At 27.8% G+C, this 24,347-nt stretch carries 18 protein-coding genes, 1 tRNA gene and 2 pseudogenes; 3 read left to right on the top strand and 18 right to left on the bottom strand.

The features are described from left to right. Positions 1 to 201: 201 nt before the first annotated feature. Entirely contained in the window at positions 202 to 1,413 is a 1,212-nt protein-coding gene (locus tag HMPREF9127_RS03530; protein ID WP_009447981.1) for a DNA recombination protein RmuC, read from the bottom strand. 7 nt (positions 1,414 to 1,420) lie between these two features. Then, positions 1,421 to 2,329: a polysaccharide deacetylase family protein gene (locus HMPREF9127_RS03525; RefSeq protein ID WP_009447983.1), complete on the bottom strand. Its 909-nt coding sequence runs from the start codon at positions 2,327 to 2,329 to the stop codon at positions 1,421 to 1,423. Positions 2,330 to 2,806: 477 nt separating this feature from the next. Between HMPREF9127_RS03525 and purB the strand changes: the two genes are divergently transcribed. Continuing rightward, a complete protein-coding gene (gene purB, locus HMPREF9127_RS03520) occupies positions 2,807 to 4,237 on the top strand; it encodes an adenylosuccinate lyase (RefSeq protein WP_009448060.1) in 1,431 nt (476 codons plus the stop codon). A gap of 40 nt (positions 4,238 to 4,277) precedes the next feature. Here the strand turns inward: purB and HMPREF9127_RS03515 are convergent, their stop codons facing one another. From HMPREF9127_RS03515 to upp, 10 genes and pseudogenes are all read right to left on the bottom strand, one after another. Then, complete coding sequence (locus tag HMPREF9127_RS03515) at positions 4,278 to 5,990, bottom strand: M3 family oligoendopeptidase (protein WP_009448384.1); 1,713 nt, start codon at positions 5,988 to 5,990, stop codon at positions 4,278 to 4,280. Positions 5,991 to 6,109: 119 nt separating this feature from the next. After that, positions 6,110 to 7,441, bottom strand: coding sequence for a C1 family peptidase (locus tag HMPREF9127_RS03510; protein ID WP_004833635.1), 1,332 nt, complete (start codon positions 7,439 to 7,441; stop codon positions 6,110 to 6,112). A gap of 124 nt (positions 7,442 to 7,565) precedes the next feature. Continuing rightward, complete coding sequence (locus tag HMPREF9127_RS03505; protein WP_009448127.1) at positions 7,566 to 9,254, bottom strand: ABC transporter ATP-binding protein; 1,689 nt, start codon at positions 9,252 to 9,254, stop codon at positions 7,566 to 7,568. A gap of 162 nt (positions 9,255 to 9,416) precedes the next feature. Beyond that, positions 9,417 to 10,007, bottom strand: coding sequence for a ribosome biogenesis GTP-binding protein YihA/YsxC (gene yihA, locus HMPREF9127_RS03500; RefSeq protein WP_009448310.1), 591 nt, complete (start codon positions 10,005 to 10,007; stop codon positions 9,417 to 9,419). 1 nt (position 10,008) lies between these two features. Continuing rightward, positions 10,009 to 12,355: pseudogene (gene lon / locus HMPREF9127_RS03495) on the bottom strand (endopeptidase La). 12 nt (positions 12,356 to 12,367) lie between these two features. Beyond that, on the bottom strand, positions 12,368 to 13,591 hold the full coding sequence (gene clpX, locus HMPREF9127_RS03490) for an ATP-dependent Clp protease ATP-binding subunit ClpX (protein WP_009447711.1): 1,224 nt from the start codon (positions 13,589 to 13,591) through the stop codon (positions 12,368 to 12,370). A gap of 10 nt (positions 13,592 to 13,601) precedes the next feature. After that, positions 13,602 to 14,180 carry an ATP-dependent Clp endopeptidase proteolytic subunit ClpP gene (gene clpP, locus HMPREF9127_RS03485; protein WP_009448417.1) on the bottom strand — a complete coding sequence of 193 codons (579 nt, stop codon included), beginning with the start codon at positions 14,178 to 14,180 and terminating at the stop codon, positions 13,602 to 13,604. A 56-nt stretch (positions 14,181 to 14,236) separates the two neighbouring features. Then, entirely contained in the window at positions 14,237 to 15,562 is a 1,326-nt protein-coding gene (gene tig / locus HMPREF9127_RS03480) for a trigger factor (protein ID WP_009448369.1), read from the bottom strand. Positions 15,563 to 15,755: 193 nt separating this feature from the next. After that, positions 15,756 to 16,451, bottom strand: coding sequence for a hypothetical protein (locus tag HMPREF9127_RS03475; protein ID WP_009448110.1), 696 nt, complete (start codon positions 16,449 to 16,451; stop codon positions 15,756 to 15,758). A gap of 207 nt (positions 16,452 to 16,658) precedes the next feature. Then, positions 16,659 to 17,288, bottom strand: a complete 630-nt coding sequence (gene upp / locus HMPREF9127_RS03470) for a uracil phosphoribosyltransferase (protein ID WP_009354226.1) — start codon at positions 17,286 to 17,288, stop codon at positions 16,659 to 16,661. 195 nt (positions 17,289 to 17,483) lie between these two features. Here upp and HMPREF9127_RS03465 point away from each other — a divergent pair. Further along, a tRNA-Leu gene (locus HMPREF9127_RS03465) sits at positions 17,484 to 17,570 on the top strand. Positions 17,571 to 17,702: 132 nt separating this feature from the next. On the opposite strand, the pseudogene HMPREF9127_RS03460 reads toward HMPREF9127_RS03465, so the two are convergent. Beyond that, positions 17,703 to 19,396, bottom strand: a pseudogene (locus HMPREF9127_RS03460) (phospho-sugar mutase). 161 nt (positions 19,397 to 19,557) lie between these two features. On the opposite strand from HMPREF9127_RS03460, the gene HMPREF9127_RS03455 reads away from it, so the two are divergent. After that, entirely contained in the window at positions 19,558 to 20,310 is a 753-nt protein-coding gene (locus HMPREF9127_RS03455) for an exodeoxyribonuclease III (protein WP_004833166.1), read from the top strand. A gap of 97 nt (positions 20,311 to 20,407) precedes the next feature. Here the strand turns inward: HMPREF9127_RS03455 and HMPREF9127_RS03450 are convergent, their stop codons facing one another. From HMPREF9127_RS03450 to phnC, 5 genes are read right to left on the bottom strand one after another with little or no spacing between them, the layout of a single operon-like run. Continuing rightward, positions 20,408 to 21,733: a bifunctional metallophosphatase/5'-nucleotidase gene (locus HMPREF9127_RS03450; protein WP_009448085.1), complete on the bottom strand. Its 1,326-nt coding sequence runs from the start codon at positions 21,731 to 21,733 to the stop codon at positions 20,408 to 20,410. Positions 21,734 to 21,771: 38 nt separating this feature from the next. Next, the gene (locus HMPREF9127_RS08980) at positions 21,772 to 21,909 is read right to left on the bottom strand and encodes a metallophosphoesterase family protein (RefSeq protein ID WP_255261683.1); all 138 of its coding nucleotides are present in this window, start codon (positions 21,907 to 21,909) and stop codon (positions 21,772 to 21,774) included. Further along, entirely contained in the window at positions 21,909 to 22,724 is an 816-nt protein-coding gene (gene phnE, locus HMPREF9127_RS03445) for a phosphonate ABC transporter, permease protein PhnE (protein WP_255261682.1), read from the bottom strand. Before phnE (HMPREF9127_RS03445) ends, HMPREF9127_RS08980 begins: the two co-directional genes overlap by 1 nt. 5 nt (positions 22,725 to 22,729) lie before the next feature. Further along, positions 22,730 to 23,551 carry a phosphonate ABC transporter, permease protein PhnE gene (phnE, locus tag HMPREF9127_RS03440; RefSeq protein WP_009448304.1) on the bottom strand — a complete coding sequence of 274 codons (822 nt, stop codon included), beginning with the start codon at positions 23,549 to 23,551 and terminating at the stop codon, positions 22,730 to 22,732. A 1-nt stretch (position 23,552) separates the two neighbouring features. Continuing rightward, entirely contained in the window at positions 23,553 to 24,308 is a 756-nt protein-coding gene (phnC, locus tag HMPREF9127_RS03435; protein WP_009448479.1) for a phosphonate ABC transporter ATP-binding protein, read from the bottom strand. Positions 24,309 to 24,347 lie beyond the last annotated feature (39 nt).

The following is a 24,347-nucleotide window of genomic DNA, read 5'->3' as shown; positions in this document are numbered from 1 at the left end:
TAACAAACGAGTATTTATCGTATTAATTAAATTAAAAAAATTCATCTAGGAAAAGCTAACTCCATTATTTTCTACCCTCTAAAATTTTGTCTAAACAAAAAATATAACTTTTTTGAAATTTAAAATTATTTTCATAAAAAAACACAAAAAATGGCAGTATACAGAAAACTGATTGTCCTGACATACTCCCATTCTTAAAATTTATTCTGAAATTTTTAAAACTTCTCCTACATCTTCTTTTTCAAAGACCTCAACATTTTTTATATTATCAAATCGTCTTGTAATTTTTGTAGAAGTTGTAAAAATATCTTTTACATCTTTACTTACTTTGTTTATATCTTTTTCTAGAGTTTCCCATCTCTTAGCATATCTTTCAAACTCATCAGAAAGTGAGTTCAATTCTTTTTGAATTTCTAATGCATATTGAGATTGTTTTAAATTTTGAGATACTGCTTGTATTGTTGTAAGTATTGCCATCATCGTAGTTGGAGATGTAATCCAAACTCGCCTTGAATAGGCATACTCAATAATTTTAGGCATATAAGCATTAAGATATGCAAATATAGCTTCCGCGGGCAAAAACAAAATCGCTTGATCTGTTGTTTCATTTTTTATTATATATTTTGAAGAAATATCATCAATGTGCTTCTTTATATTTTGTTCAAAATTTTTTTCATTTTCTTGCTTATTATCAGATACATCTTCAAAAATTCTCCTATAATTTTCCAACGGAAATTTACTATCTATACAAATAGTTCCAACAGGCTCAGGTGCAAATAAAACTGCATCTACCATCATTCCGTTTGAAAGCTTATATTGCTTTTGGTAAATTTCATTATTATCTCCGAATGCCGAAGATAGAACTTGATACAATTGTACTTCTCCAAAAATTCCACGAGTTTTTTTATCAGTCAAAACATTATTTAAATTTTGAACATTATTCGATAAAAACTCCATCTTTTTTTGAGCTTCGTCAAGTCTTCCTAAACTTTGCATTACATTACTAAATGTCTTTTTAGTATCTTCAAAACTTTTTTCTAACTTAACTTCTACACTCTCATTTATTTTATCAAGTCTTCCTTCAACTACAACAGTAAGATTTAAGAAGTCATTTTTTAACTCTGATTTCAACTTATCATTGAAGTTAAAAATAGAATCAATATTTTCTTTCCCAGCTTTTATAATATTATCATTAGTGGAATTTTTAAATTCAAGCAGTTGATTAGAAATTTTTTCGTTATTTCCATTTAATTTTTCACTCAGTCTGTTAAATTCATCTGAAAAACTAAGTTTTAATTTTAAAATATCTTCATCTGTTATAATTTCATCATTTGATTTTTTTAAAAGTTTCAAAACCAAAACAATTACTATTACAACTAATATAATCAAAATTCCAATTAATAAATAATTCATAATTCACCTATTTTAAAATACCAAATTCATAACCATTAGATTTGAAATAATCAATTATGCTTGGTAAAGTTTCAACAGTTAAATTCTTTCCTTGAGAATCATGCATTAAAACAACTACTACATTTTGTTGTTTCCAATAACTTAAAGATGTCTTTACATATTTTAACATTTCTTCTTTATTTGTAGGTCTAACTTTTTGTGGTTCAGCATCTCCTGATAAACTATTCCAATCAATCCATTCAAGACCTAAACTTTTTAGAGTTTCATCTCCGTTTCCAGGACTATCAAGTCCTTTCCAAGACATATGTCCACCCGGATATCTCCAAACTCCAGTATTAAAATTTTCTCCTAAAAGTTCTTTTAATCTGGACATTGTCTTTTCAGCTTCTTCCTTAATAACAGCAGTGTTAGGAACTCTCTTTGGATACAATTTATTATAATCATGAGAAAAACTGTGAATAGCTATTCCATGTCCTTCTTTTAATTCTCTTTCCAAATATGGCTTTGCTTGATCATTTAAAGTTTTACCAACTATAAAGAAAGTTGCAGGAACTTGTTTTTCTTTAAGCACATCTAAAACTTTATCTGTAATACCCGGAGTAACTCCGTCATCAAAAGTTAAAAACACCATTTTTTTTCCTGAATATTCTTTTTTACTCATGATATAATCTCTAATTTCAGCAGTATCATAAGCATAGGAATCCGCAGATTTTATATGACTTCCGGATTCTGAAAAATCTATTCCGTTAGTGTTATTTTGTTCAGTCTCTTTTTCAGTTTCAGTTTGTTTTTCATTTGCATTATTTTCAGACGACTCATTTTGTTCAGTTTGATTTGTTTTGTTTTGTGTTTGATTTTTATTTTGGTAAAAAATATTTAAGGCATACTTACCACCTAAAAAGACAAAAAGTGCCAAGAAAACAGCAGTTATTATGATAAAATTTTCTTTTCTTCTTTTTCTTTTCTTTCTTTTCTTTTTCGCAATTTTTATTTTTCTTCATTATCTATCATTAAAATTACCTCCTAATTCAAAATTATTATTAATTTACAATTTTTTGATATATTAATAATTTGTATCCCCTATTAATTAATAGCATAAAGCTTCATTTATTATAACATATTTATAAATATATTGTAAACTCAAATATCGGTTATTTCAACTATTTTTTTATTAACTCTTAATATATCTAAAATAAATAAAATATATGATATAATTATCAAAAAAGAATATATTTTTTAATTTTATTTTTAATAATATAGTTATAAAAATAAAATTATGATATGATATAATATAGTTGTATATCTTTATCCATTATTTTTTAACTTATCTGTTAAAAATAATTTTGAATAAAATTGATTTACAATATTAAAAAATATTATTGAGGAGTTTTTTATGAAAGACATTTATTCAAATCCACTTACAAAGAGATATTCAAGTAAAGAAATGAGCTATATATTTTCTGACGATTTTAAATTTAAAACTTGGAGAAAACTATGGATAACTCTTGCAAAAGGAGAAAAAAATTTAGGTTTAAATATAACTGATGAGCAAATTAAAGAACTAGAAAACTTTAAGAATGATATTAACTTTGATGTTGCTTTAGAAAGAGAAAAAATTGTAAAACACGATGTAATGAGTCATGTTTATGCCTATGGAGTTCAGTGTCCTAATGCAAAAGGGATTATTCATTTGGGAGCTACAAGTTGCTATGTTGGTGATAATACTGAACTTATAGTTATGAAAGAAGCCCTTTTAATCATAAAGAAAAAAATTATAAATGTTTTGAATTTATTAAAGAAAAATGCTCTAAAATATAAAAATATTCCAACTTTGGCATATACGCATTTTCAAGCCGCTCAACCCACAACTGTTGGAAAAAGATTAACACTCTATATGCAAGATTTACTTATAGACCTTGAAGAATTAAATTTCATATTGGAAAACTTAAAACTTCGTGGAGCAAAAGGAACAACAGGAAGCCAAGCATCATTTATGGAGCTTTTTGATAATGATGAAGAAAAAGTAAAACAACTTGACGATTTCATAGCTAAAGAAATGAACTTCAAAGGAGTTTTTGCAGTCACTGGACAAACTTATACAAGAAAAATTGACAGTAAGGTTTTATTTTTACTATCAAATATAGCACAATCCGCTCATAAATTTTCAAACGATTTAAGGCTTTTACAACATCTTAAAGAAATTGAAGAGCCTTTCGGAAAAAGTCAAATAGGTTCCTCTGCCATGCCTTATAAGAGAAATCCTATGAAATCAGAAAGAATTGGAGCCTTATCAAATTTTGTTATTTCAAATGTGATAAATCCTTCAATAACTTTTGCAACACAATGGTTTGAAAGAACTTTAGATGACAGTGCGAATAAAAGACTTTCAATTTCCCAAGGATTTTTGGCAGTAGATGGTATATTAGAGCTTTATGCAAATGTAGTTGATGGTATGGTAGTTTATGAAAAAGTAATTGAAAAACATTTAATGGCTGAATTACCTTTTATGGCTAGTGAAAATATAATGATGAATCAAGTAAAAAAAGGTGGAGATAGACAGGAACTTCACGAAAGAATTAGGGAACTTTCACAAATTGCAGGAAAAAATGTAAAAGAAAAAGGTCTAGAAAATAATCTATTAGAATTGATTGAAAAAGATGATTTCTTTGATACGAGCAAAGATGAACTTAATGAAGTTCTTAATCCGATGAAATATATAGGAAGATGTCCTTCTCAAGTTGATGAATTTATAGAAAATGAAGTTAATCCTATTTTAGAAGAAAATAAAAATATGATTGAAAATATAAAAGAAGTAGAAGTTTAAAAAACGCTCCAGACGGAGCGTTTTTTAGTTAACATTTTACTTAAAATTTACTTGCGTCAACAGAATTTAAGTATTCTTCTATCGGTTCAACAGCTTTTTTAATAGTTCCATTTATAAATGGATTTTCTAATTTTGCTACTTCAAGAAGTTGTAAGAAAGGTTTTGTTCCCCCTGTTTTACATAATCTTAAATAATCTGCAAAAGCAGTTTTATGATCTTTTCTATCTTTATTCCAGAATTGGAAAGCACATACTTGAGCCAAAGTATAATCTATATAATAGAAAGGCATTTGATAAACATGTCTTTGTCTAAACCAGAATCCACCATCTTCAAGAACCTTTATTCCATCATAATCTCTATATGGCAAATATTTCTTTTCTAATTCTCTATATTTTTCACGTCTTTGTTTTGGAGTTAGTTCAGGATTTTCATATACAACATGTTGGAACTCATCAATTAATGCCCCATAAGGTAAAAATAACAAGGCGTGAGTTATATGTTTATATCTAAATTTATCAGCTTCTTCTTCAAAGAACAAATCCATCCAAGGCCAAGTGAAAAATTCCATACTCATTGAATGAATTTCTGCTGATTCCATTCCTGGCCAAGTATATTCAGGAATATAATCTCTTGATGAAAAAACTTGAAAAGCATGACCCGCTTCATGAGTTAAAACCTCAACGTCATGAGTTGTTCCATTAAAATTGGCAAATATAAAAGGACTTCTCCAATTTCTTAAATAAGTACAATATCCACCTGCTGCTTTTGTACTCTTAGCATCCAAGTCAAATAAATCTTTTGTTTTCATAAAGTTAAAAAATTCTTTTGTTTCAGGAGATAACTCACTATACATCTTTTCAGCTCTTTCAAGCATCCAGTCTTTTTCTCCATGTGGTGCAGGGTTCCCTGATTTAAAGAAAATAGGTTCATCATAGAAAGTAAGTTTATCTAAACCAATTCTCTTCCTTTGCTCTTCTCTTAACTTATTACAAATAGGAACAATAGTTTCTACAATTTGTTTTCTATAAGATTCAACATCTTTTGCATTGTAGTCAACTCTACCCATTTTTTTATAACCAAGCTCAATAAAGTTTTTATATCCTAACTTTTTAGCCATTCTATCTCTTATCTTAACAACCTTATCATAAATTTCATCTAATTTTTCAGTTTGTTCTTCATAAACTTCTGAAATAAGATTTGTAGCTTTTCTTCTGATATCTGCATCTGAATCTTGAGAGTATTTAGCAAGCTGAGTAAGATTTAATTGTTCCCCATTCCATTCTTTTGAACAAGAAGATAAAAGTTTTTGATATTCCATAACAACCTTTGCTTCTTCAACTAAATCATCCATAATTGAAGGATTAAAAGTCAATAAATAATTTTCATATTTTTGGAATAAATAAACTCCAAACTTTTCTTCAAGCTCTTTTCTAAATTTACTGTTTACAAATTCTCTAATATATTCAACTAAAACTTCTTCAATTTTCGGAGAATTTTCTTGAATAAATTGCATTTCTTTATCATAAAATTCATCTTTAGTATCTATTGAATTTTTTACATGAGCCAAAGCAACCATACTGTCAGCATTTGAATTTAATTCATCAAGTTCATTATACGTTTCAATAGCTTCTTCAACCGTTTTAGCATTTACAAGTCTTTGAGTCAAAGTTCTAATATCAGTTCTAAGTTTTTCAAAATCTGGACGAATATATTTATAGTCTCCAAACTTTAAATCTAAATTATCTTTAGTCATAAATACCTCCTATTTAATTAATATTTCAAAACTATTTTAACATAATTTGACAATAAAAAATAGTCTTATAAAGATTTAAAAATCCAAAAAAAGGAATTACCGTAGTAATTCCTTAAAAACTATCTTTTTAACATCATTGCATATGGTTCCCAAGGTTCAATCTTTATAGATTCTTCTTCTAAACCTTTTAACCATTTTTCATCAACGAATTTTTTATCTACTATTGCTGAAATGTTTTCATTTGTAAACCAAGAGTCGCTCATTGAGAATATTCCCTTTTCTCCAACTTCATCTCCCCAAGAGTTTTCAACTTGCCACTTAATTGGATTTCCATTTTCATCCAAATCAACTCCTACAAATGTCATAGCATGAGTTAAATCTGTATATCTATAGTCAATTCTGTCAGCTTTAGAAAATTCTCCAAGTTCTGTTAAAGTTTCATCATAATTAAATAAATCTTTATCCATTATACCTAATTTTCTATCACAGTTCTTCATAACATCACAAGCAAACCACACAGCTTCTCCAGCTTTTATAGATGCGATTATAGCTTTTTTAATGTCTTCTTGAGGAACATTTAAAGAAGCAACAGGATTTCCTTCTCTAACAGATTTAAAATATTTTAATTCTATTCTTTTACCAAATGGATACTTACCTCTTGGATCTTCAATTAAATCAACTTTATTTTCAAAGTAATTTCCAACATATTCTTCATAGAATTTTTTTGGAGTTAAATTTGTAATCTTTTGGAATTTATCGTCTTTATCTGTATATTCAAAATCAAAAGTTTCCGGTAATTTTCCTAAAACTTTTGTACAAATATTATAAACTTCATAAAGAGTTTCTTCTTTTAATTTCTTTAATTCTTGAACTGAAGCTCCATTTGAATGTGCTTTTCTCATATTCATTGCAGTTCTCTTCAATCTTACATTGATTTGTTCAACAAAAGCACCAGAATCAGATGAACTGAAAGTTTCCGGCATAACTGACTTAGGAACAATACCATGTTTTGAAATCAAATCATCAAAACATTCAAAAAAGTTTCCATCATCAGCGCCTAAATCTAATAAACTATCCATAAGTCTTGATCCTAATGGCTCATCTATATGTTCAATCATAAGTTCTAGGAAATTATTTGATTTTTCCATTTTATCCATAAAGAAAAGATAAACTTGTGAAAATTCAAAAGTTTTTAAATTAAGTCTTTCCATAACTTTTAATCTCAAAACATTAAGCCCTGAAAACATCCAACAACGTCCTGATTTCTTTTGATTTGTAATTTCAGCTTTCTTTACGCTGTCTGAAAACTTAAAATTATGAAATCTTAAAGCATCATTATTAATTGAACTATCTTGAATACCATTTTTTGCAATTGCATTTGAAATTACTTTGCTTGATAAATCGCTTTCAAAACGTTCTTTAAAATTTTTCATCATTTCATTTGTTACCATAATTTATTCCCTCCATTTTTTTATTTTCAACATACTCATAATAGCACAACAAAAAAATATTTCAATAGATTTTTAGATATAATTGATATTTTTTATCAATTTATTTTTTACAAAAATTTTATAATTAATTATTTTCAACTTCAGAAATTGTATATAACTTCTTAAAGTATGAATCAAAACTCATAAGTTCTTCAAAATTACCTTTTTCTTCTATTTTTCCATCTTTTAATACCAATATTTTGTCATATTGTTTCAAATTTTCCTTTATTAATCTATGTGTTACAGAAATCAATGTTATATTTTCAAGTTCAAGTAGTCCCTTTTCTATTGAAAATGCAATTTCATTATCCAAACTTGATAAAATTTCGTCAGCAAGTATTATCTTTGTATCCTTTATCAAAGATCTTGCAATTGAAATTCTCTGTTTTTCTCCTCCTGATAAGTTATTTGCGTTTTCAGAAATTAATTCCTTGTCATATAATCTATCCAAATATTTACCAAGTTCTGCTTTCAATATAACATCTTTTACCTTTTCTTCCGAATAATCTTTACTAAATAATGTTATATTATCATAAATACTTCCTTTGAATAGAAATACATTTTGATTAATTGTTGAAATTAAATTTATAATAGAATTTCTTGAAATTTCATCCAAATCAGTTCCATCTATACAAATTTTTCCCTCATTCGCTTTAATTCTTTTTGAAATTAGCTTCATCAAAGTTGATTTTCCACTTCCTGATAAGCCTACTAAAGCATATTTTTTGCCTTTTTCAAAATCAAAAGTTATATTTTCCAAAACTTTTTTATCATCATATTTAAAGCTAACATCCTCTAAAGAAATCTTATTATTAAAGTCTTTAATTTCTGTTGTTTCAACATTTTCTTCTGAAATTAAAGTATTTTCGATTTTATTTAATATTTTATCAACAGACTTAAATTTTCCATAAGATTCTATAGCAAACATCAAAGGATTTACAATATGATTTGTAAGTTGAACACAAACAATCATTTGTCCAAGTGTTATAAATCCTTTATACGCTAAATATCCCCCACAAACAAAACCACCTAAAAATGTAAAACCTCCAAAAAAGTATGAAATCATAGTTACTAAACTATATCTTTTTTGATATGCAAGCCCTTTATCATAAACATTTTTTGAGTTATTATAAAACACTTTTGAAATAAATTTTTCTAGTCCAAATACTTTGATTGTTTCATAACCATTAAAATATTCGCTTGTTCTTGCAGTATATTCACTTTGAGAATTTGAAAATTTCTCTTTAAAAGTTTTTAAATTTTTCATTGGAATATTTCCAAAAACAAATGAAATTATAGACAATATCATTAAAGCAATCGTCATTTGATAGGAAACATAGAAAATTGTCCCAAAGGCAAAAAGAAACAAAAATCCTGATTTAACTAAATTTAAAAATGTTCTAAAATACTCTGTTTCTATTGTATTAATATCATTAGTAAGAATTGAAATCTTATCTCCTACATCATTATTATAAAAACTTTCAATATCTTGTTTTATCAAATTATTAAATATGTAAATCTTTGTATCTAAAGACATTTTTGCTACAAATTTATAACTCATAACTTCATAAATCCATTTAAAAACGCTCTCTGTAATAAGTAAAGCAAAAGTATAAATCATAACCTTAGAAAATTGCATATTTATTGCTCCACTTGCTGAATCTATAACATAACCAAAAAACATTGCAACTCCTATTTCCAATGAAATATAAATAAACATAACTACAAAAAGCGGTAGCAAAATATTCAAATTATTTTTCCATATTTTTTTCATAATATCTCCTCCTCAACGGATAACCTTTTCAAAGAATATCATATTTATAGCACTATTTTAGAAGAAACAGGTTAAAAAGTCAATAGTATGGACTAGCTTTAATTCAATTATAAATCTTAAATTAATGCTATTAACAAGAAATATAGACTAAAAAAGCTGTGATTACTCACAGCTTAATATTTCTTCTATTTTGTTATGAACTGCCTCTAAATTCGCTTTTGAATCTGAACTAAATGGAATAACTAAATTCATATCCTTTATTCCTAAAGTTTCTCTAACAACTTTTAAATGTTTATTCCATTGTCCTTTAGAAATTTTATCAGCTTTAGTTGCTATAACATAACCACTAAATCCATATTCTAAAAGCCAGTTATACATCATAACATCTTCCTTACTAGGAGCATGTCTAATATCTACAATAAGAATAACTTCACACAAATTTTCTCTGTTTGAAAGGTAGGTTTCAATAATTACTCCCCATTTTTCCTTTTCACTTTTAGAAACTTGTGCATATCCATATCCCGGCAAATCCACTAATCTAAATGAATTATTTATTTTATAGAAATTTACAGTTCTTGTTTTCCCGGGTTTGGAACTGGTTCTAGCTAAATTTTTCCTGTTTATGAAAGCATTTATAAAACTTGATTTCCCAACATTACTCCTGCCGGCAAAGGCAACTTCTTTTAAATTAGAATCAGGATACTGTGAAATAATCGCAGCTATTTGTTCTAATTCACTTGAGATTATTTTCACATTACACCTCTTTTTCTAAAACTAAATCTAATACTTCACAAACATCGGAAACTGTATAAATTTTTAATGTTTCTCTAATTTCTTCAGGAATTTCATCAATATCAACTTCATTTTCTTTTGGAATGATTATATTTTTATTCCATATCTATTTGCTGCAAGGATTTTTTCTTTAAGTCCTCCTATCGCTAGAACTCTTCCTCTTAAAGTGACTTCTCCTGTCATTGCAAATTGTCTATTTACTTTTCTGTTTGTAAGTGCACTAACTATTGCTGTAGTCATAGTTATCCCAGCAGAAGGGCCATCTTTTGGTACTGCTCCTTCAGGAACGTGAATGTGTATATCTTTTTCCTTATAAAAATCTTCTTTGATATTAAATTTATCAGCTTTACTTCTAACAAATGAAATCGCAGTCATTGCAGATTCTTTCATAACTTCACCAAGTTGTCCTGTAAGTTGAATTTTTCCGGTTCCGTTTACAATATCGGTTTCTATTGTTAAAAGTTCTCCACCAACTTCTGTCCAAGCCAATCCGTTTACAAGTCCAACCTTATCTTCTTTTTCCAAAATATCATCGTGGAATTTTTTCTTTCCTAAGAAATCAGCAAGATTTTTTGAATTAACTGTAACTTTTTGACTTTCTTTTGAAACTAAAATTACAGCAGCTTTTCTAATTATTTTTTCAATCATTCTTTCCAAGTTTCTTACACCGGATTCTCTAGTATAATATCTAATGATATCCCTTACCGCATCAGCTTTTATGTCAAGCATTTTCTTAGTCATTGAAAAGTTTTTAAATGCCTTTGGAATCAAATGATTGATAGCAATTTTTCTTTTTCGTCATAAGTATAGCTAGAAACCGGAATAATTTCCATTCTATCAAGTAATGGAGATGGAATTGTAGAAGTTGTATTTGCAGTAGTTATAAACATAACTTTTGAAAGGTCAAAAGGAATATTTATATAATTATCTGTAAACTTATTGTTTTGTTCAGGATCTAAAACTTCAAGTAATGCACTTGAAGGATCTCCTCTAAAGTCATTTGAAACCTTATCTATCTCATCAAGTAACATAACTGGATTATTAACTTTACATTGTTCTAATAGAGTTAAAATTTTACCCGGCATTGCCCCTACATAAGTTCTTCTATGCCCTCTTATTTCACTTTCATCATGAAGCCCACCTAAACGCATGGAAACAAATTCTCTATTCAAAGATTTTGCGATAGATTTTGCAATAGAAGTTTTACCAACTCCCGGAGGTCCAACTAAGCAAATTATTGAGCCTTTTTGATTATTAGAAATTTTTCTTAAAGCAATAGATTCAATAATTCTATCTTTAACATCCTTAAGTCCGAAATGGTCTTTATCTAAAATCTTTCTTGTATAAGCTACATCCAATTTTTCTTTTTTAGATTTTTTCCAAGGCAATGCGACTATTTTATCGAGATAACTTCTAATTACATTTCCTTCCGGAGAACCTGAAGGTATTTCTGAAAGTTTTCTAATTTCCTTAAATAGCATTTCTTCAATATTTTCATCAAATCCAAAACTCATTATAGTATTGGCATACTCATCCAATTCGGAGCTTATATCTTCTCCTTCTCCAAGTTCTTCTTTTATTACATTCAGTTGTTCTCTTAGATAGTATTCTCTTTGATTTTTATTTAATCTTGATGAAACTTTTCTGGATAAACTTTCTTCCAAAAATGATAATTCTATGGAATTTTGTAAAATTTCATAAAGCTTTTCAAGTCTTTCTCTCATATCAAAAATTTTAAAGTTTTCATAATGTTCATCATCAGATAATCGCATTATATAACTTGCTACATTATTTGTAAATTTATCCATATTTGAAGAATTTTGAACACTTATTTCAGTATCAACATCTAAATGTCTTTTCTTTGCAGTATATTCTTCAAATGCAACTTCAACCATATTTCTTAAAGTTGCCAATTCAGAATCTACTTCTTCTCCGACCTCATCATAATAAAATTCTTCAACATCTGCCGTTAAAAATTTTCCATCATCATAAATCTTCTTTGCTCTACATCTACAAATCCCTTCAGCTAAAACTCTTGTAATTCCATTATTCATCTTTAAAATTTGTTTAACGATAACGACAGTACCCATTTCATACAAATCTTCAGATTTGGGATCTTCTGTCCTAATATCTTTTTGAGTAAAAGCAACTAAAATTGAATCCTTTTTTAATGCAGACTCTATTGCATCTATTGACTTTTTTCTTCCTGCATCAAAATGAACAACAGAATAAGGATAAATCCAAAGTCCTCTAAGTGCGATTACAGGTCTATTTAATTTTTCTTCAACATTAAAATTTGTTTTGCTCATAAATTTTTTCCTCTATTTTTTACTTTCTTTATAAGTTAAAACGGGATTTGCCTTTCCTAAAACAACATCTTTTGTAACAATACATTTTTCAACATTTTTTTCAGAAGGTAATGTAAACATAGTATCTAAAAGAGCGCTTTCTATAACAGCACGTAAACCTCTTGCTCCTGTTTTTCTTTCAAGAGCTATCTTTGCTATTTCTTTAATTGCATCTTTTTCAAACTCAAGTTCAATATTATCCATAGATAAAAGTTCTTTATATTGTTTAATTAAAGCATTTTTTGGTTCTTCTAAAATTCTAATTAAAGAATTTTCATTTAAACTTTCTAAAGTTACAATCATTGGAATTCTACCAACAAATTCAGGTATCAAACCATATTTTAGTAAATCTTCAGGTCTTAAATTCTTAATTATTTCAGAAAAATCATCAAGTTTATCCGTTTTAACATCTGCGCCAAATCCCATTGATTTTTTCTCAAGTCTGGCTTTTAAAATTGAATCAATACCTTGAAAAGCTCCTCCTACAATAAATAAAATATTTGTAGTATCAACTTGAATATATTGTTGATCAGGATGTTTTCTTCCTCCTTTAGGAGGAACATTTGCAACTGTTCCTTCTATAATTTTTAAAAGTGATTGTTGAACACCCTCTCCACTAACATCTCTGGTTATTGAAGGATTTTCACTTTTCCTAGTAATTTTATCAATTTCATCAATATATATTATTCCTTTTTCGGCTCTTTCTATATCATAATCTGCTGCCTGAACTAATTTCAAAATTATATTCTCAACATCTTCTCCTACATATCCAGCTTCTGTTAAAGTTGTCGCATCTGCAATTGCAAATGGAACATCTAAAACTTTTGCAAGAGTTTGAGCCAAAAGAGTCTTACCGCTTCCTGTAGGTCCAACAAGTAAGATATTGGACTTTTGAATTTCTACTTCACTCTCAACATCTCTATTAATTCTCTTATAGTGATTATATACAGCAACACTCAGTGCTTTTTTTGCATTGTCCTGTTGTATAATATATTCGTCTAAAATTTTCTTGATTTCTACCGGAGTTGGTAATTTTTCTAAACTTTCTTTTTTCTTTGTTCTTTCTTGGTATTCAAGCATAGAATGGCAAATTTCAATACATTCATTGCATATATTTGCATTAATTCCGCTTACTATTTGATCTACTTCTTCAACCTCTTTTCCACAAAAAGAACATCTAGTAATCTTTTTTTCCAAAATTTACTCCTTAATTTTCAATTACTTCATCAATTATTCCATATTCTTTTGCTTCATGAGCAGTCATATAGAAATCTCTATCTGTATCTTTTTCAATTTTTTTAAGTGATTGTCCTGTTCTCTTTGCCAAAATTTCATTTAGAGTAGCTCTAACTTGTAAAATCTTTTGAGCTTGAATTCTAATATCTTCAGCTTGCCCTTGTGCTCCTCCTAATGGTTGGTGAATCATAATATCAGCATTAGGCAGTGCAAATCTCTTTCCCTTTGCTCCTGATGTCAATAAAAATGCTCCCATACTTGCAGCACGACCAATACAAATAGTACTTACATCAGGTTTAATATATTGCATTGTATCATAAATTGCAAGTCCTGCACTAACTGATCCTCCTGGACTATTTATATAAATTTGAATATCTTTTTTGGGATCTTCTGATTCTAAAAACAAAAGTTGTGCAACAATCAAATCAGCCATTTGATCATTAACTTCTCCACTTAAAAATATAATTCTCTCTTTTAAAAGTCTTGAATATATATCATAAGACCTTTCTCCTCTATTAGTTTGTTCAACTACCATTGGTATAAGTGCCATAATTACCTCCTAATAAAAAATATAGCTTAACATAATGCAAGCTATATTTTAACTAATTATTCTTCAACAGTTTCTTTTTTAGGTTCTTGGAATTTAACAAGACTTACCAAATGATCAACCGCTTTTCTTCTAATTAAACTTGCAGTAATTCCTTCTAGACCTTCTCCTGATTTTAATTCCTTCTTAAATCCTTCAAAATCTTTTACTTTCATATTCTTTCCAAATTCATCAATTTCTTTATCAATTTCTTCTTCAGATACTTCAATATTTTCTAATTTTGCAAAAGCGTCAATAACAAGTTCTGCATTAGCTCTCTTAGTAGCTTCAGGTTTTAATTGTTCTCTAACTGCTTCTTCAGTAGTATTTAACATTTTGAAATAGTTATCTAATTCCATATTGTATTGTCTAATTCTACCGGCAAAATCTCTAAAAGCTTTATCAACTTCTTCATTTACCATAGATTCCGGAGCTTCTACATTTGAACTTTCAATAAGAGCATCAATTGCATTATTTTGTTTTTGAACTAATGCATTTCTTTCTGCTGATTCAATAAGATTCTTTTTAATGTCTGCTCTGTATTCTTCCAATGTATCAAATTCTGAAACATCTTGGGCAAACTCGTCATCTAATTCAGGAAGTTGTTTTTCTTTAATAGAATTTATTTTAACTTTGAAAAGTGCTTCTTTTCCTTTTAATTCTTCTGAATGATATTCTTCAGGGAAAATAACATTGACATCAACATTATCTCCAATATTCTTTCCGATTAATTGTTCTTCAAAACCTGGAATAAAAGTATGTGAACCTACTACTAAATCATAATTTTCAGATTTACCTCCTTCAAATGGAACACCTTCAACACTTCCTTCAAAGTCAATATTTACAGTATCCATATCCTTTACAGGTCTATCTTCAATTGAAACTATTCTTGCATTATTTTCACGTTCTTTATTTACTCTTTCATCAACCATTTCATCAGTTACTTCAAACTTAACATCATCAGCTACTAAATTTTTATAATCACCTAATTCAGGAACAGGTTTTAATTCTTGTTCAAACTTAATAACTATAGCTTTGTTTTTATCAAACTCTTCAATATCTATTTTTGGCATTCCACAGATATCTTTACCAATTTCTAATTCTTTTACAGATTCTTCGAATAGGTCAGGTAACAAATCATTTACTGCATCTTCAAAGAAAATTCCTTCTCCATAATTTAATTCTATGATTTTTCTTGGAGCTTTACCCTTTCTGAATCCTGGAATGTTAAATCTTGATCTCATTTTGTTATAAACTTTATTAATTGAAGCTTCAAAAGCCTCTGAACTAATTTCTGATGTAAAAACTATTTTCTTTTCATCTCTTGATACTAATTTAGTATTCATTTAATTTCCTCCTAATCGCTCTATAAAAATTATATTATTTTCTATTTACATACCCAAAAATTATAACATAAAAAAACATATATTTCAATAGATTTAATACATATTCAAAGAATTTATACCCACAAAGTATTATAATCCTTCAAAAAAAATGCTACTCATTATAGAGTAACATAAAAAAACTATATTCTATTTTTTAGTCTAAATTCACCTTGTTCCAATCTGAATATGTTGTAGTGTTTTTAGTTTTAAATTGACCTTTATATCCACTATACTCTATTTTCCAAATTATATTTTTTAAATAAAATGTATTTTTATCAAATACAGCTTCAAATGTCATATCAACTTCTTTTTCTGAAACATTATGAAGAGCTAATTTATATTCTGATTTTAACAAATTAAAAACTTTTAAACTTTTATTGTCATTTTTTAATTTTAAATGGTATTCAGTATCCGTTTCTTCCAATTTTAAATCTTTTTCTTCAATAGAATAAATACCATCTAACAATTTAAAATAGTTTGGATATATATTATAATTGACGTTATTTTCTTCTTTTCTATTTTCCTCACCATTTACTTTTTTTGTTATAATCATTGTTTTGTTTTCATCACCAACAAATTCGACATCATAATTATTTTGTTCATAATTTGAATTTCCACTATATCTGATAGATGCCTTACCTTTAGTGATTTCCTTAGTACTTTTATCATTAATCAATTCAGCCTTCATAGTTTGAATCATTACAGTTCCCCTATTTTCACTATTTATTTCATTAACCAATATATATGACTGAATAGTATTATTTGCTTCTTTTATTTTTTCAAATATATCACCAACATCTTTTTCATCTGAACAAGCTGTAAAAGAAAATAATATAAATAATAATACCATTATAAAAAATTTTTATTTTTAAACATTATATAACACCCCAAAATATTTCTATTATTCCAATACACATTTTAATAAATTCTATTAAAAGTTTTAACTAGAATAAGAACCCCACCCTTCCACGATGCTTCGCATCGGATGGGTTCCCGGGAACCTTGTTATTTCACAATAAAAAGTTGGAGAAAACTCCAACTATTTAAATTCTATAAACTATTTTGTTCCAAACAATCTATCTCCTGCATCTCCAAGTCCTGGAATAATATAGCTATGTTCATTTAATCTTTCATCCAATGCAGCTACAAAAATATCTACATCCGGGTGATTTCTTTGAACAGCTTCAACTCCTTCAGGAGCAGCAATTATACAAACTAATTTAATATTTTTACAACCTTTTTGTTTTAAAAGTTTTATTGCATCAGAAGCTGAACCTCCAGTTGCAAGCATTGGATCAAGAACTAAAAAGTCTCTTTCTTCTGCATCTACAGGTAATTTACAATAATATTCAACAGGTTGTAAAGTTTCAGGATCACGATATAACCCAATATGACCAACTTTTGCAGCAGGAAGAATATTTAACATACCTTCAACCATTCCAAGTCCCGCTCTTAGGATAGGAACTACTCCCAACTTTTTACCTGATAATCTCTTAACCTTTGTCTTTTGTAAAGGTGTTTCAATTTCTACTTCATCAGTTTTTAAATCTCTTGTAACTTCATAAGCCATAAGCATAGAAATTTCATTTACCAAAGCTCTAAAATCTTTCCCACCGGTTTTTTTATCCCTTAAATATCCCAACTTATGTGAAATTACCGGATGATCGAATACTGTTAATTTTGACATATTATTACCTCCTACAATTATGCAAAAACTTTTATTATATTAACCTAATCTTTACTATTATACAAAATTTTTTTAAATTAGTAAAGTCTGTTAATTATATTGATAAAATATTTTTAATATTTTTACACAAAAATTTTTATTAAAAATATTGAAATGTTTTTATTTTTATGTTATACTATTTCAGTAATTAAATTTGCCGGCGTGTCGGAACTGGCAGACGAGACAGACTCAAAATCTGTTATCCGCAAGGGTGTGTGGGTTCGAGTCCCACTGCCGGCACCATTTTGAAACTAACTTTTGTTAGTTTTTTTATTGTGAAACAACAAGGTTCCCTGGAACCCACCCGATGCGAAGCATCGTGGAAGGGTGGGGTTCTTATTGCAAAAAAAGGTATGAATTAACATACCTTTTTCTTTATTTTACATTATTCATTTTTTCTCTACATACTTTTTCAATTAAATCTAATTTATCAATACTTTCTTGTTCAGTTTTTCCTATTGTATAAATATATAATTTAATCTTAGGTTCTGTTCCTGACGGTCTTAAAGCATACCAAGAGCCATCATTCAAGTAATATTTTAGACAATTTTGTTTTGGAAAATCCAAATATCCATCTTTAAAATCAATGATTTCTTTTAAAGAAATATCTCCCATTTCTTCAATAGGATTTTCTCTAAAGTCTTCCATCATTCTTCCAATTCTTTGTTGTCCTTCAATTCCTTCAAGTTCAAGAGAAATTTGTCTTTCATTATAATATCCAAATTCTTCATAGATATCATTTAAAACTTCTAATAGACTCTTTCCTTGTTTTTTATAGTATGCAGCCATTTCTACAACCATCATTGAAGCTCCGACAGCATCTTTATCTCTTATAAATGTACCATAGCAAAAACCAATACTTTCTTCATATCCGAAAACATAATTTTTTCTTTAGTTACATCATATTCATTTGTCTTACCACAAATATTTTTAAAACCTGTTAATGTTTCAACTGTTTCTATTCCATATTTTTTAGCTATTGCTCTGGATAAATCTCCTGTTACAATAGATTTTACTAAAACAGGATTTTCAGGTAAATTATTAAGTGCATGTCTTTGTGAGAAAATGTAATATGATAATAGAGCTCCTATTCTGTTACCATTTAAAAATACATATTCTCCATTTTTATCTTTTACTTCAAGAGCAACTCTATCACAATCAGGATCTGTTGCAATTAAAATATCAGCTCCAACTTCTTTACCTAATTTTTCAGAATAAAGAAAGGCTTTAGGAACTTCAGGATTAGGATATCCAACAGTAGTAAATTCAGGATCAGGCAATTCTTGTTCTTTTACAACAAAAATATTTTCAAATCCTCTTCTTTTTAAAACTTCTCTAACAGGTAAATTTCCAACACCATTCAAAGGAGTGTAAACCACTTTAATATCTTTATCTATATTTTCATCATTTATAGTTAAATTTAAAACTTCTTTTTTGTAATCTTCATCTACTGAATCATCAATATATTTAGCAATTCCACTCTTTATAGCATCTTCAAAAGGAATTAATTTAACATCTTCAAACTTTTCAATTTTATCCATATGAGCTGAAATTTGATTTGCTATATCATCAAGAATTTGTGATCCCTCTTTCCAATACGCTTTATATCCATTATATGCTTGTGGATTATGACTAGCAGTAACCATTACTCCCGCTATACAATTTAATTTTCTAATCGCATAAGAACACATTGGAGTAGGTCTAATTCCCTTATATATATATGATTTAATTCCATTTCCAGCCATTATTGAACAAGTAAGTTCTGCAAATTCTTTAGAGCCATATCTTACATCATAACTTAAGGCAACTCCTCTTTCAATAGCTTCTTGTCCATGATCAATAATAGTATTTGCAAGAGCTTGTGCAGCCTTTGAAACCATATATTTATTCATTCTATTTGTTCCGGCACCTAGTTTTCCACGAAGCCCTGCTGTACCAAATTCTAAAACTTTATAAAATCTATCTTTAATTTCTTCTTCATTATCTTTTATTGAAAGTAAATCTTTTCTTGTATTTTCATCAAAAAACTCATTATTTAACCATTCTTCATAAACTTTTTTATAATCTATCATAAAGTCCTCCTAAATATATATATTCTACTATATTTTACATCAAAAGGTATTTTATTTCAACAGTTTCAAACTAAAGCAAAATTTAAAATAGATGTTTGTAACTTAAAAATTATGGTATAATTAATTAGTATGATTAAAAAATAATATGAGGTGATTAAATGAGATTTATTTCTTGGAATGTAAACGGACTTAGAGCTTGTATCAAAAAAGGATTTTTAGATTATTTTAATGAAATTAATGCGGATTTTTTCTGTTTACAAGAAATTAAGATGAGTGAAGGTCAACTTGATTTAGAACTTGAAGGCTATGAAACTTTTTATAATTATGCACAAAGAAAGGGATATAGCGGAACTGCTATTTTTACAAAATTTAAACCTTTGAGTGTAAAATATGGAATGGGAATGGAAGAACATGACAATGAAGGAAGACTTATAACTTTAGAATATGACGATTTCTTCTTAGTAACTTGTTATACACCAAACTCAAAACAAGAACTTTTAAGACTTGACTATAGAATGGTTTGGGAAGATGCTTTTAGAAATTACTTACTTGATTTAAATAAAACAAAATCAGTAATAGTTTGTGGCGATTTAAATGTTGCTCATAAAGAAATTGACTTAAAAAATCCGAAGACAAATAGAAAAAATGCAGGATTTACGGATGAAGAAAGAGAAAAGATGTCCATTCTTTTAGATAGCGGTTTTACAGACACTTTTAGATATTTCTACCCTGATAAAGAAAATGAATATAGTTGGTGGAGTTATTTTGGAAAATCAAGAGAAAGAAATACAGGTTGGAGAATTGACTATTTCTTAACTTCAAAAGATATGGACGATAGACTTGTTGATGCACAAATTCATCAAAGTATTTTAGGAAGCGACCACTGCCCTGTTTATTTGGAAATAAAATAGCTTACTTTTAAAAGATATATTTTTATTTAAATGTATCTTTTTTATGCCTATTTTTAACATAAAAAGACTATTACATCAATTGCAATAGTCTTTAATTCTACTCTACGATTTTTAATTTTATATTATTCTTATCCTCAATTTCAATATAATTATTTTCTTTTACATAATCAATTAAAACTTCGGCAATATCTCTAGTATCTTCTTTAAGAGTTTTAAGTTTTGGGAAAAAAGAAAAGTTTCCTCCTCCTGTCGCTCTATAATTATTTAATACAAGTTTATATTTTTTATCTAAAATCAACTCTTCTCCATCAACTTTTACATCTGTTATATAATTTTTACCACTTTTTGAAATGTTCATTGTGTATTCTATTCCATCAAGCATATCATAATTATACATCTCTCTTTTTGGATATAAAAACTTTGGATTAATATCAATTTTATTATCCTTAACTATCCAATAAGTTGAAAGCTGTGTTAAATAATCTAAAATATTTTGCCCACTCATTTCTTTTAAAACTAATGTATTTGGAAATGGATAATTTAAAATTATATCTCTATATCTTAACTTTTTACCAAAACCGGGCATAACTTCAAAAAGACAACAAGAAGAAATATCCGCTCCCATTGTTTCTTTTTGAATTTTGTTTATAAAACTTGTAATTGAATGTTTTGCCAATTGAGCAGTCTTTGTATCAGAAATATACATTTCTTTATTACAACTTCCAATTTCAATATCCAACCATTTTTCCGTTTCATTTAAAACTTCTTTAAATTTTTCTTCCATTTCAAAATCAATTTCATATTCTGAAATATCTTTAAGATTAACTGAGATATCTTCATCAAATAAAATTTCCATACAAGTTGCACAGCCATCGGCACATTGTATTACAAGAGTGTCTTTTATCTTTCCTGTTAAAGTTCTATGTTGATGCCCTGTAACTAAAACATCTATTCCGGAAATTTTATCACAAATCTCATACCCTACATTTTCTCCTGTCAAGTTTTCAGTAGGATTTCCACTTTCCAAATCTCTTTCAAAACCGCCATGATAAAAAACAACCACATATTCAACCTTATCTCTAACAGCTTCAACTGAATTTTTAACAGTTTCAAAAACGCTTAGGATTTCTAAATTTTCTAAATTTTTAGGATTTTCCCAATGGTCAATATAATCAGTTACAACTCCGATTAGTGCAACTTTTTTATTATCTATGCAAATAATATCTGTATTTCCAAGTTTTTCATCTTTATACTTTACATTACCAGTAATACATTTTGCATTAGTTTCTTTAACATAATTATATAAAAAAACACTACCATAGTTAAAATCGTGATTTCCTATATTTATATAATCACAATGTAAATGATTAAGAGCTTTAGCAACTATATTTTCTTTTAAATTTGCATTAGCATAGGTTACCAAAGGTGTTCCCTGATTTATATCTCCATTATCAACATAAATTACTTTCCCTTTTTTCTTTCATCTTTTAAAAAAGTTGAAAATCTTGAAAGTCCTTTATTTGCTATATCAGAGTTTACAAAATTATATGCTAGTAAATTACCATGAACATCAGTGGTAGATAAAATTTTAAAAGCCATTAATATCCCCTCGCTAATTTTCTTCTTACATTGTTTGAAAATACCTCTATAATTAAAACTAAAATAATTATTCCAACTAAAATTGAACCAACTTCATTCCAACGATAATTGTTCATTGCAAAAATAAGTGGTGCTCCGATTCCACCTGCTCCTACAAGTCCAAGAACAGATGCATCTCTTAAATTCATATCAAATCTATAAATAACGATAGAAATTAACTTTGAATAAATTTGTGGTAAAATTCCATATCTTATTTGTTCAATTTTAGTACATCCAATCGCTGAAAGAGATTCGATAATACCAAAATCTAAATCTTCTATAACATCTATATATAATTTAGTAACCATTCCTATTGAAACAACTGACATTGTAAATACACCAGCCAACGCTCCAGGGCCTGTAACACCTATAAACATAAGTCCATAAATAAAAGCCGGAACAGTTCTAACACACATTGTAAAAAATCTTCCAATTACAGCCACATATTTTGAAACAATTTTCTTAGCAGAAATAAATGCAAAAGGAATAGAAATAATTGCTCCAATTATTGTACCTAAAAATGCAATACACATTGTTTCAAAAAGCAAATAAATTACACCTTTACTATCGAATCTAAAAAGGAATTCCAAATCAGGATGTAATATACCATTTATAATATTTTTAGCAATTGTCATTGAGTCTTTTACATCATCACCTTTTTTAATAGACATTGCTGACCAAACTAAAAGTCCTAAAACTATAACAATAACAGCTATGATATAAGTATAAGATTTTGGCTCTTTTTTTAATTTTTCTTCTACTTTTGAATTCATCATTTCCATTACTCCAACCTTCCTCTAAAATGTTCACTTATAATTTCTATTACAAAAACAGTTAAAAGTAATAAAAATACTATAGTACCAACTTTTGAATATTCTCTCCAACCGAGTTTTTCATTCAAAATCATACCAATACCACCTGCACCAACATAACCTAAAATTGCTGCATATCTAACATTACCTTCAAAGTTGAATAGTGCTGTTGAAATATATGAAGGTAAAACAACCGGTAATATAGCATATCTAAAAGCATAGAATTTAGTAAATCCCATAGATTCCATACATTCAAAAGCACCCATATCAACAGTTTCAATTGACTCATACAATAATTTTCCAACATAAGATAATGAAAAAATAAAGATTGCAACAGTTCCTGCAAAAGTACCAAGACCCCATATATAAGTAGCTATTAAAGCACAAACAAGAGATGGTAGAGTTCTTAAAATACTTAAAAACAATTTAAAAAATCCATTTACAAATTTATTTTTAGTTATATTGCTGGAAGCTAATATAGCAACCGGTAATGAAACTAGTGCTCCTAAAAACGAACCCATTAATGACATTTTTATAGTGTCAAAAAGTGGAGTTAAAACATCTTTTGAATAACTAAAATCAGGCGGAATCATACCTTTTAAAATATTAAAAAAGTTTCCAAAATTATTAAAAACTTCAAAATTAAATCCTGTAACCTTTATTGAAATATACATCAATAAAATTACAATGATTGTAATTAAAGGAGTTTTTGAACGTGGTCTAAAAACCACTTTTCCATTGTCTAAAGTTATCTTTTCTTTTGGAAATACAGTATCAAATATATTTTTCATATTATTCTCCAGTTACAAATAAATCTTTTTGGTAAATTTTATCTAAAATTTCCTTTGTAATATCACTTGATTTTCCATCATAAACAATTCTACCTTTGTTTATACCGATAACTCTATCACAATATTTTAAAGCTAAATCAACATCGTGAATATTTATTAAAATAGTAATTTTATTTTCTTTATTGATTTTTCTAAAATCTTCCATAACTTGATTTGAAGTTACAGGGTCAAGAGCGGCAACAGGTTCATCTGCTAAAATTATTTGTGGATTTTGACCTAAAGCTCTTGCCAATGCAACCCTTTGTTGTTGTCCACCTGAAAGTTGATCAACTCTTACATAAGCCTTTTCCAACATATCTACTTTATCGAGAGCTTCTAAAGATTTTATCTTACATTCCTTTGGAAATATTCCAAAAAATTTTCTAAAACCTGTTAAATCCGGAACAAATGCAGTTAAAACATTTTTTATAACTGTAGTTCTAGTAACTAAGTTAAAAGATTGAAAAATCATACCAATTTTTCTTCTAAATTTTCTAATATCTGATCCACTTAATTTTTTTACATCGACATCATTTACAATTAATTCTCCTGAAGTAATTTCATGCATCTTATTGACACATCTTATTAATGTAGATTTTCCGGAACCCGAAAGTCCTATAATAGCTACAAATTCTCCCTGTTCAATTTGTAAATCCACATCAATTAACCCCTTTGTTCCATTAGGATAAACTTTACTAACTTTTTTAAATTCTATCATTCTTTTCTCCATATATTTTGTTAAAAAAGGAGAGATTTC

It is taken from the genome of Parvimonas sp. oral taxon 393 str. F0440 (assembly GCA_000223315.2).
Taxonomy (GTDB): Bacteria; Bacillota; Clostridia; order Tissierellales; family Peptoniphilaceae; genus Parvimonas.
Note: the sequence above shows the minus strand (reverse complement) of the source record. Positions and strands in the feature narration are given on the sequence as shown.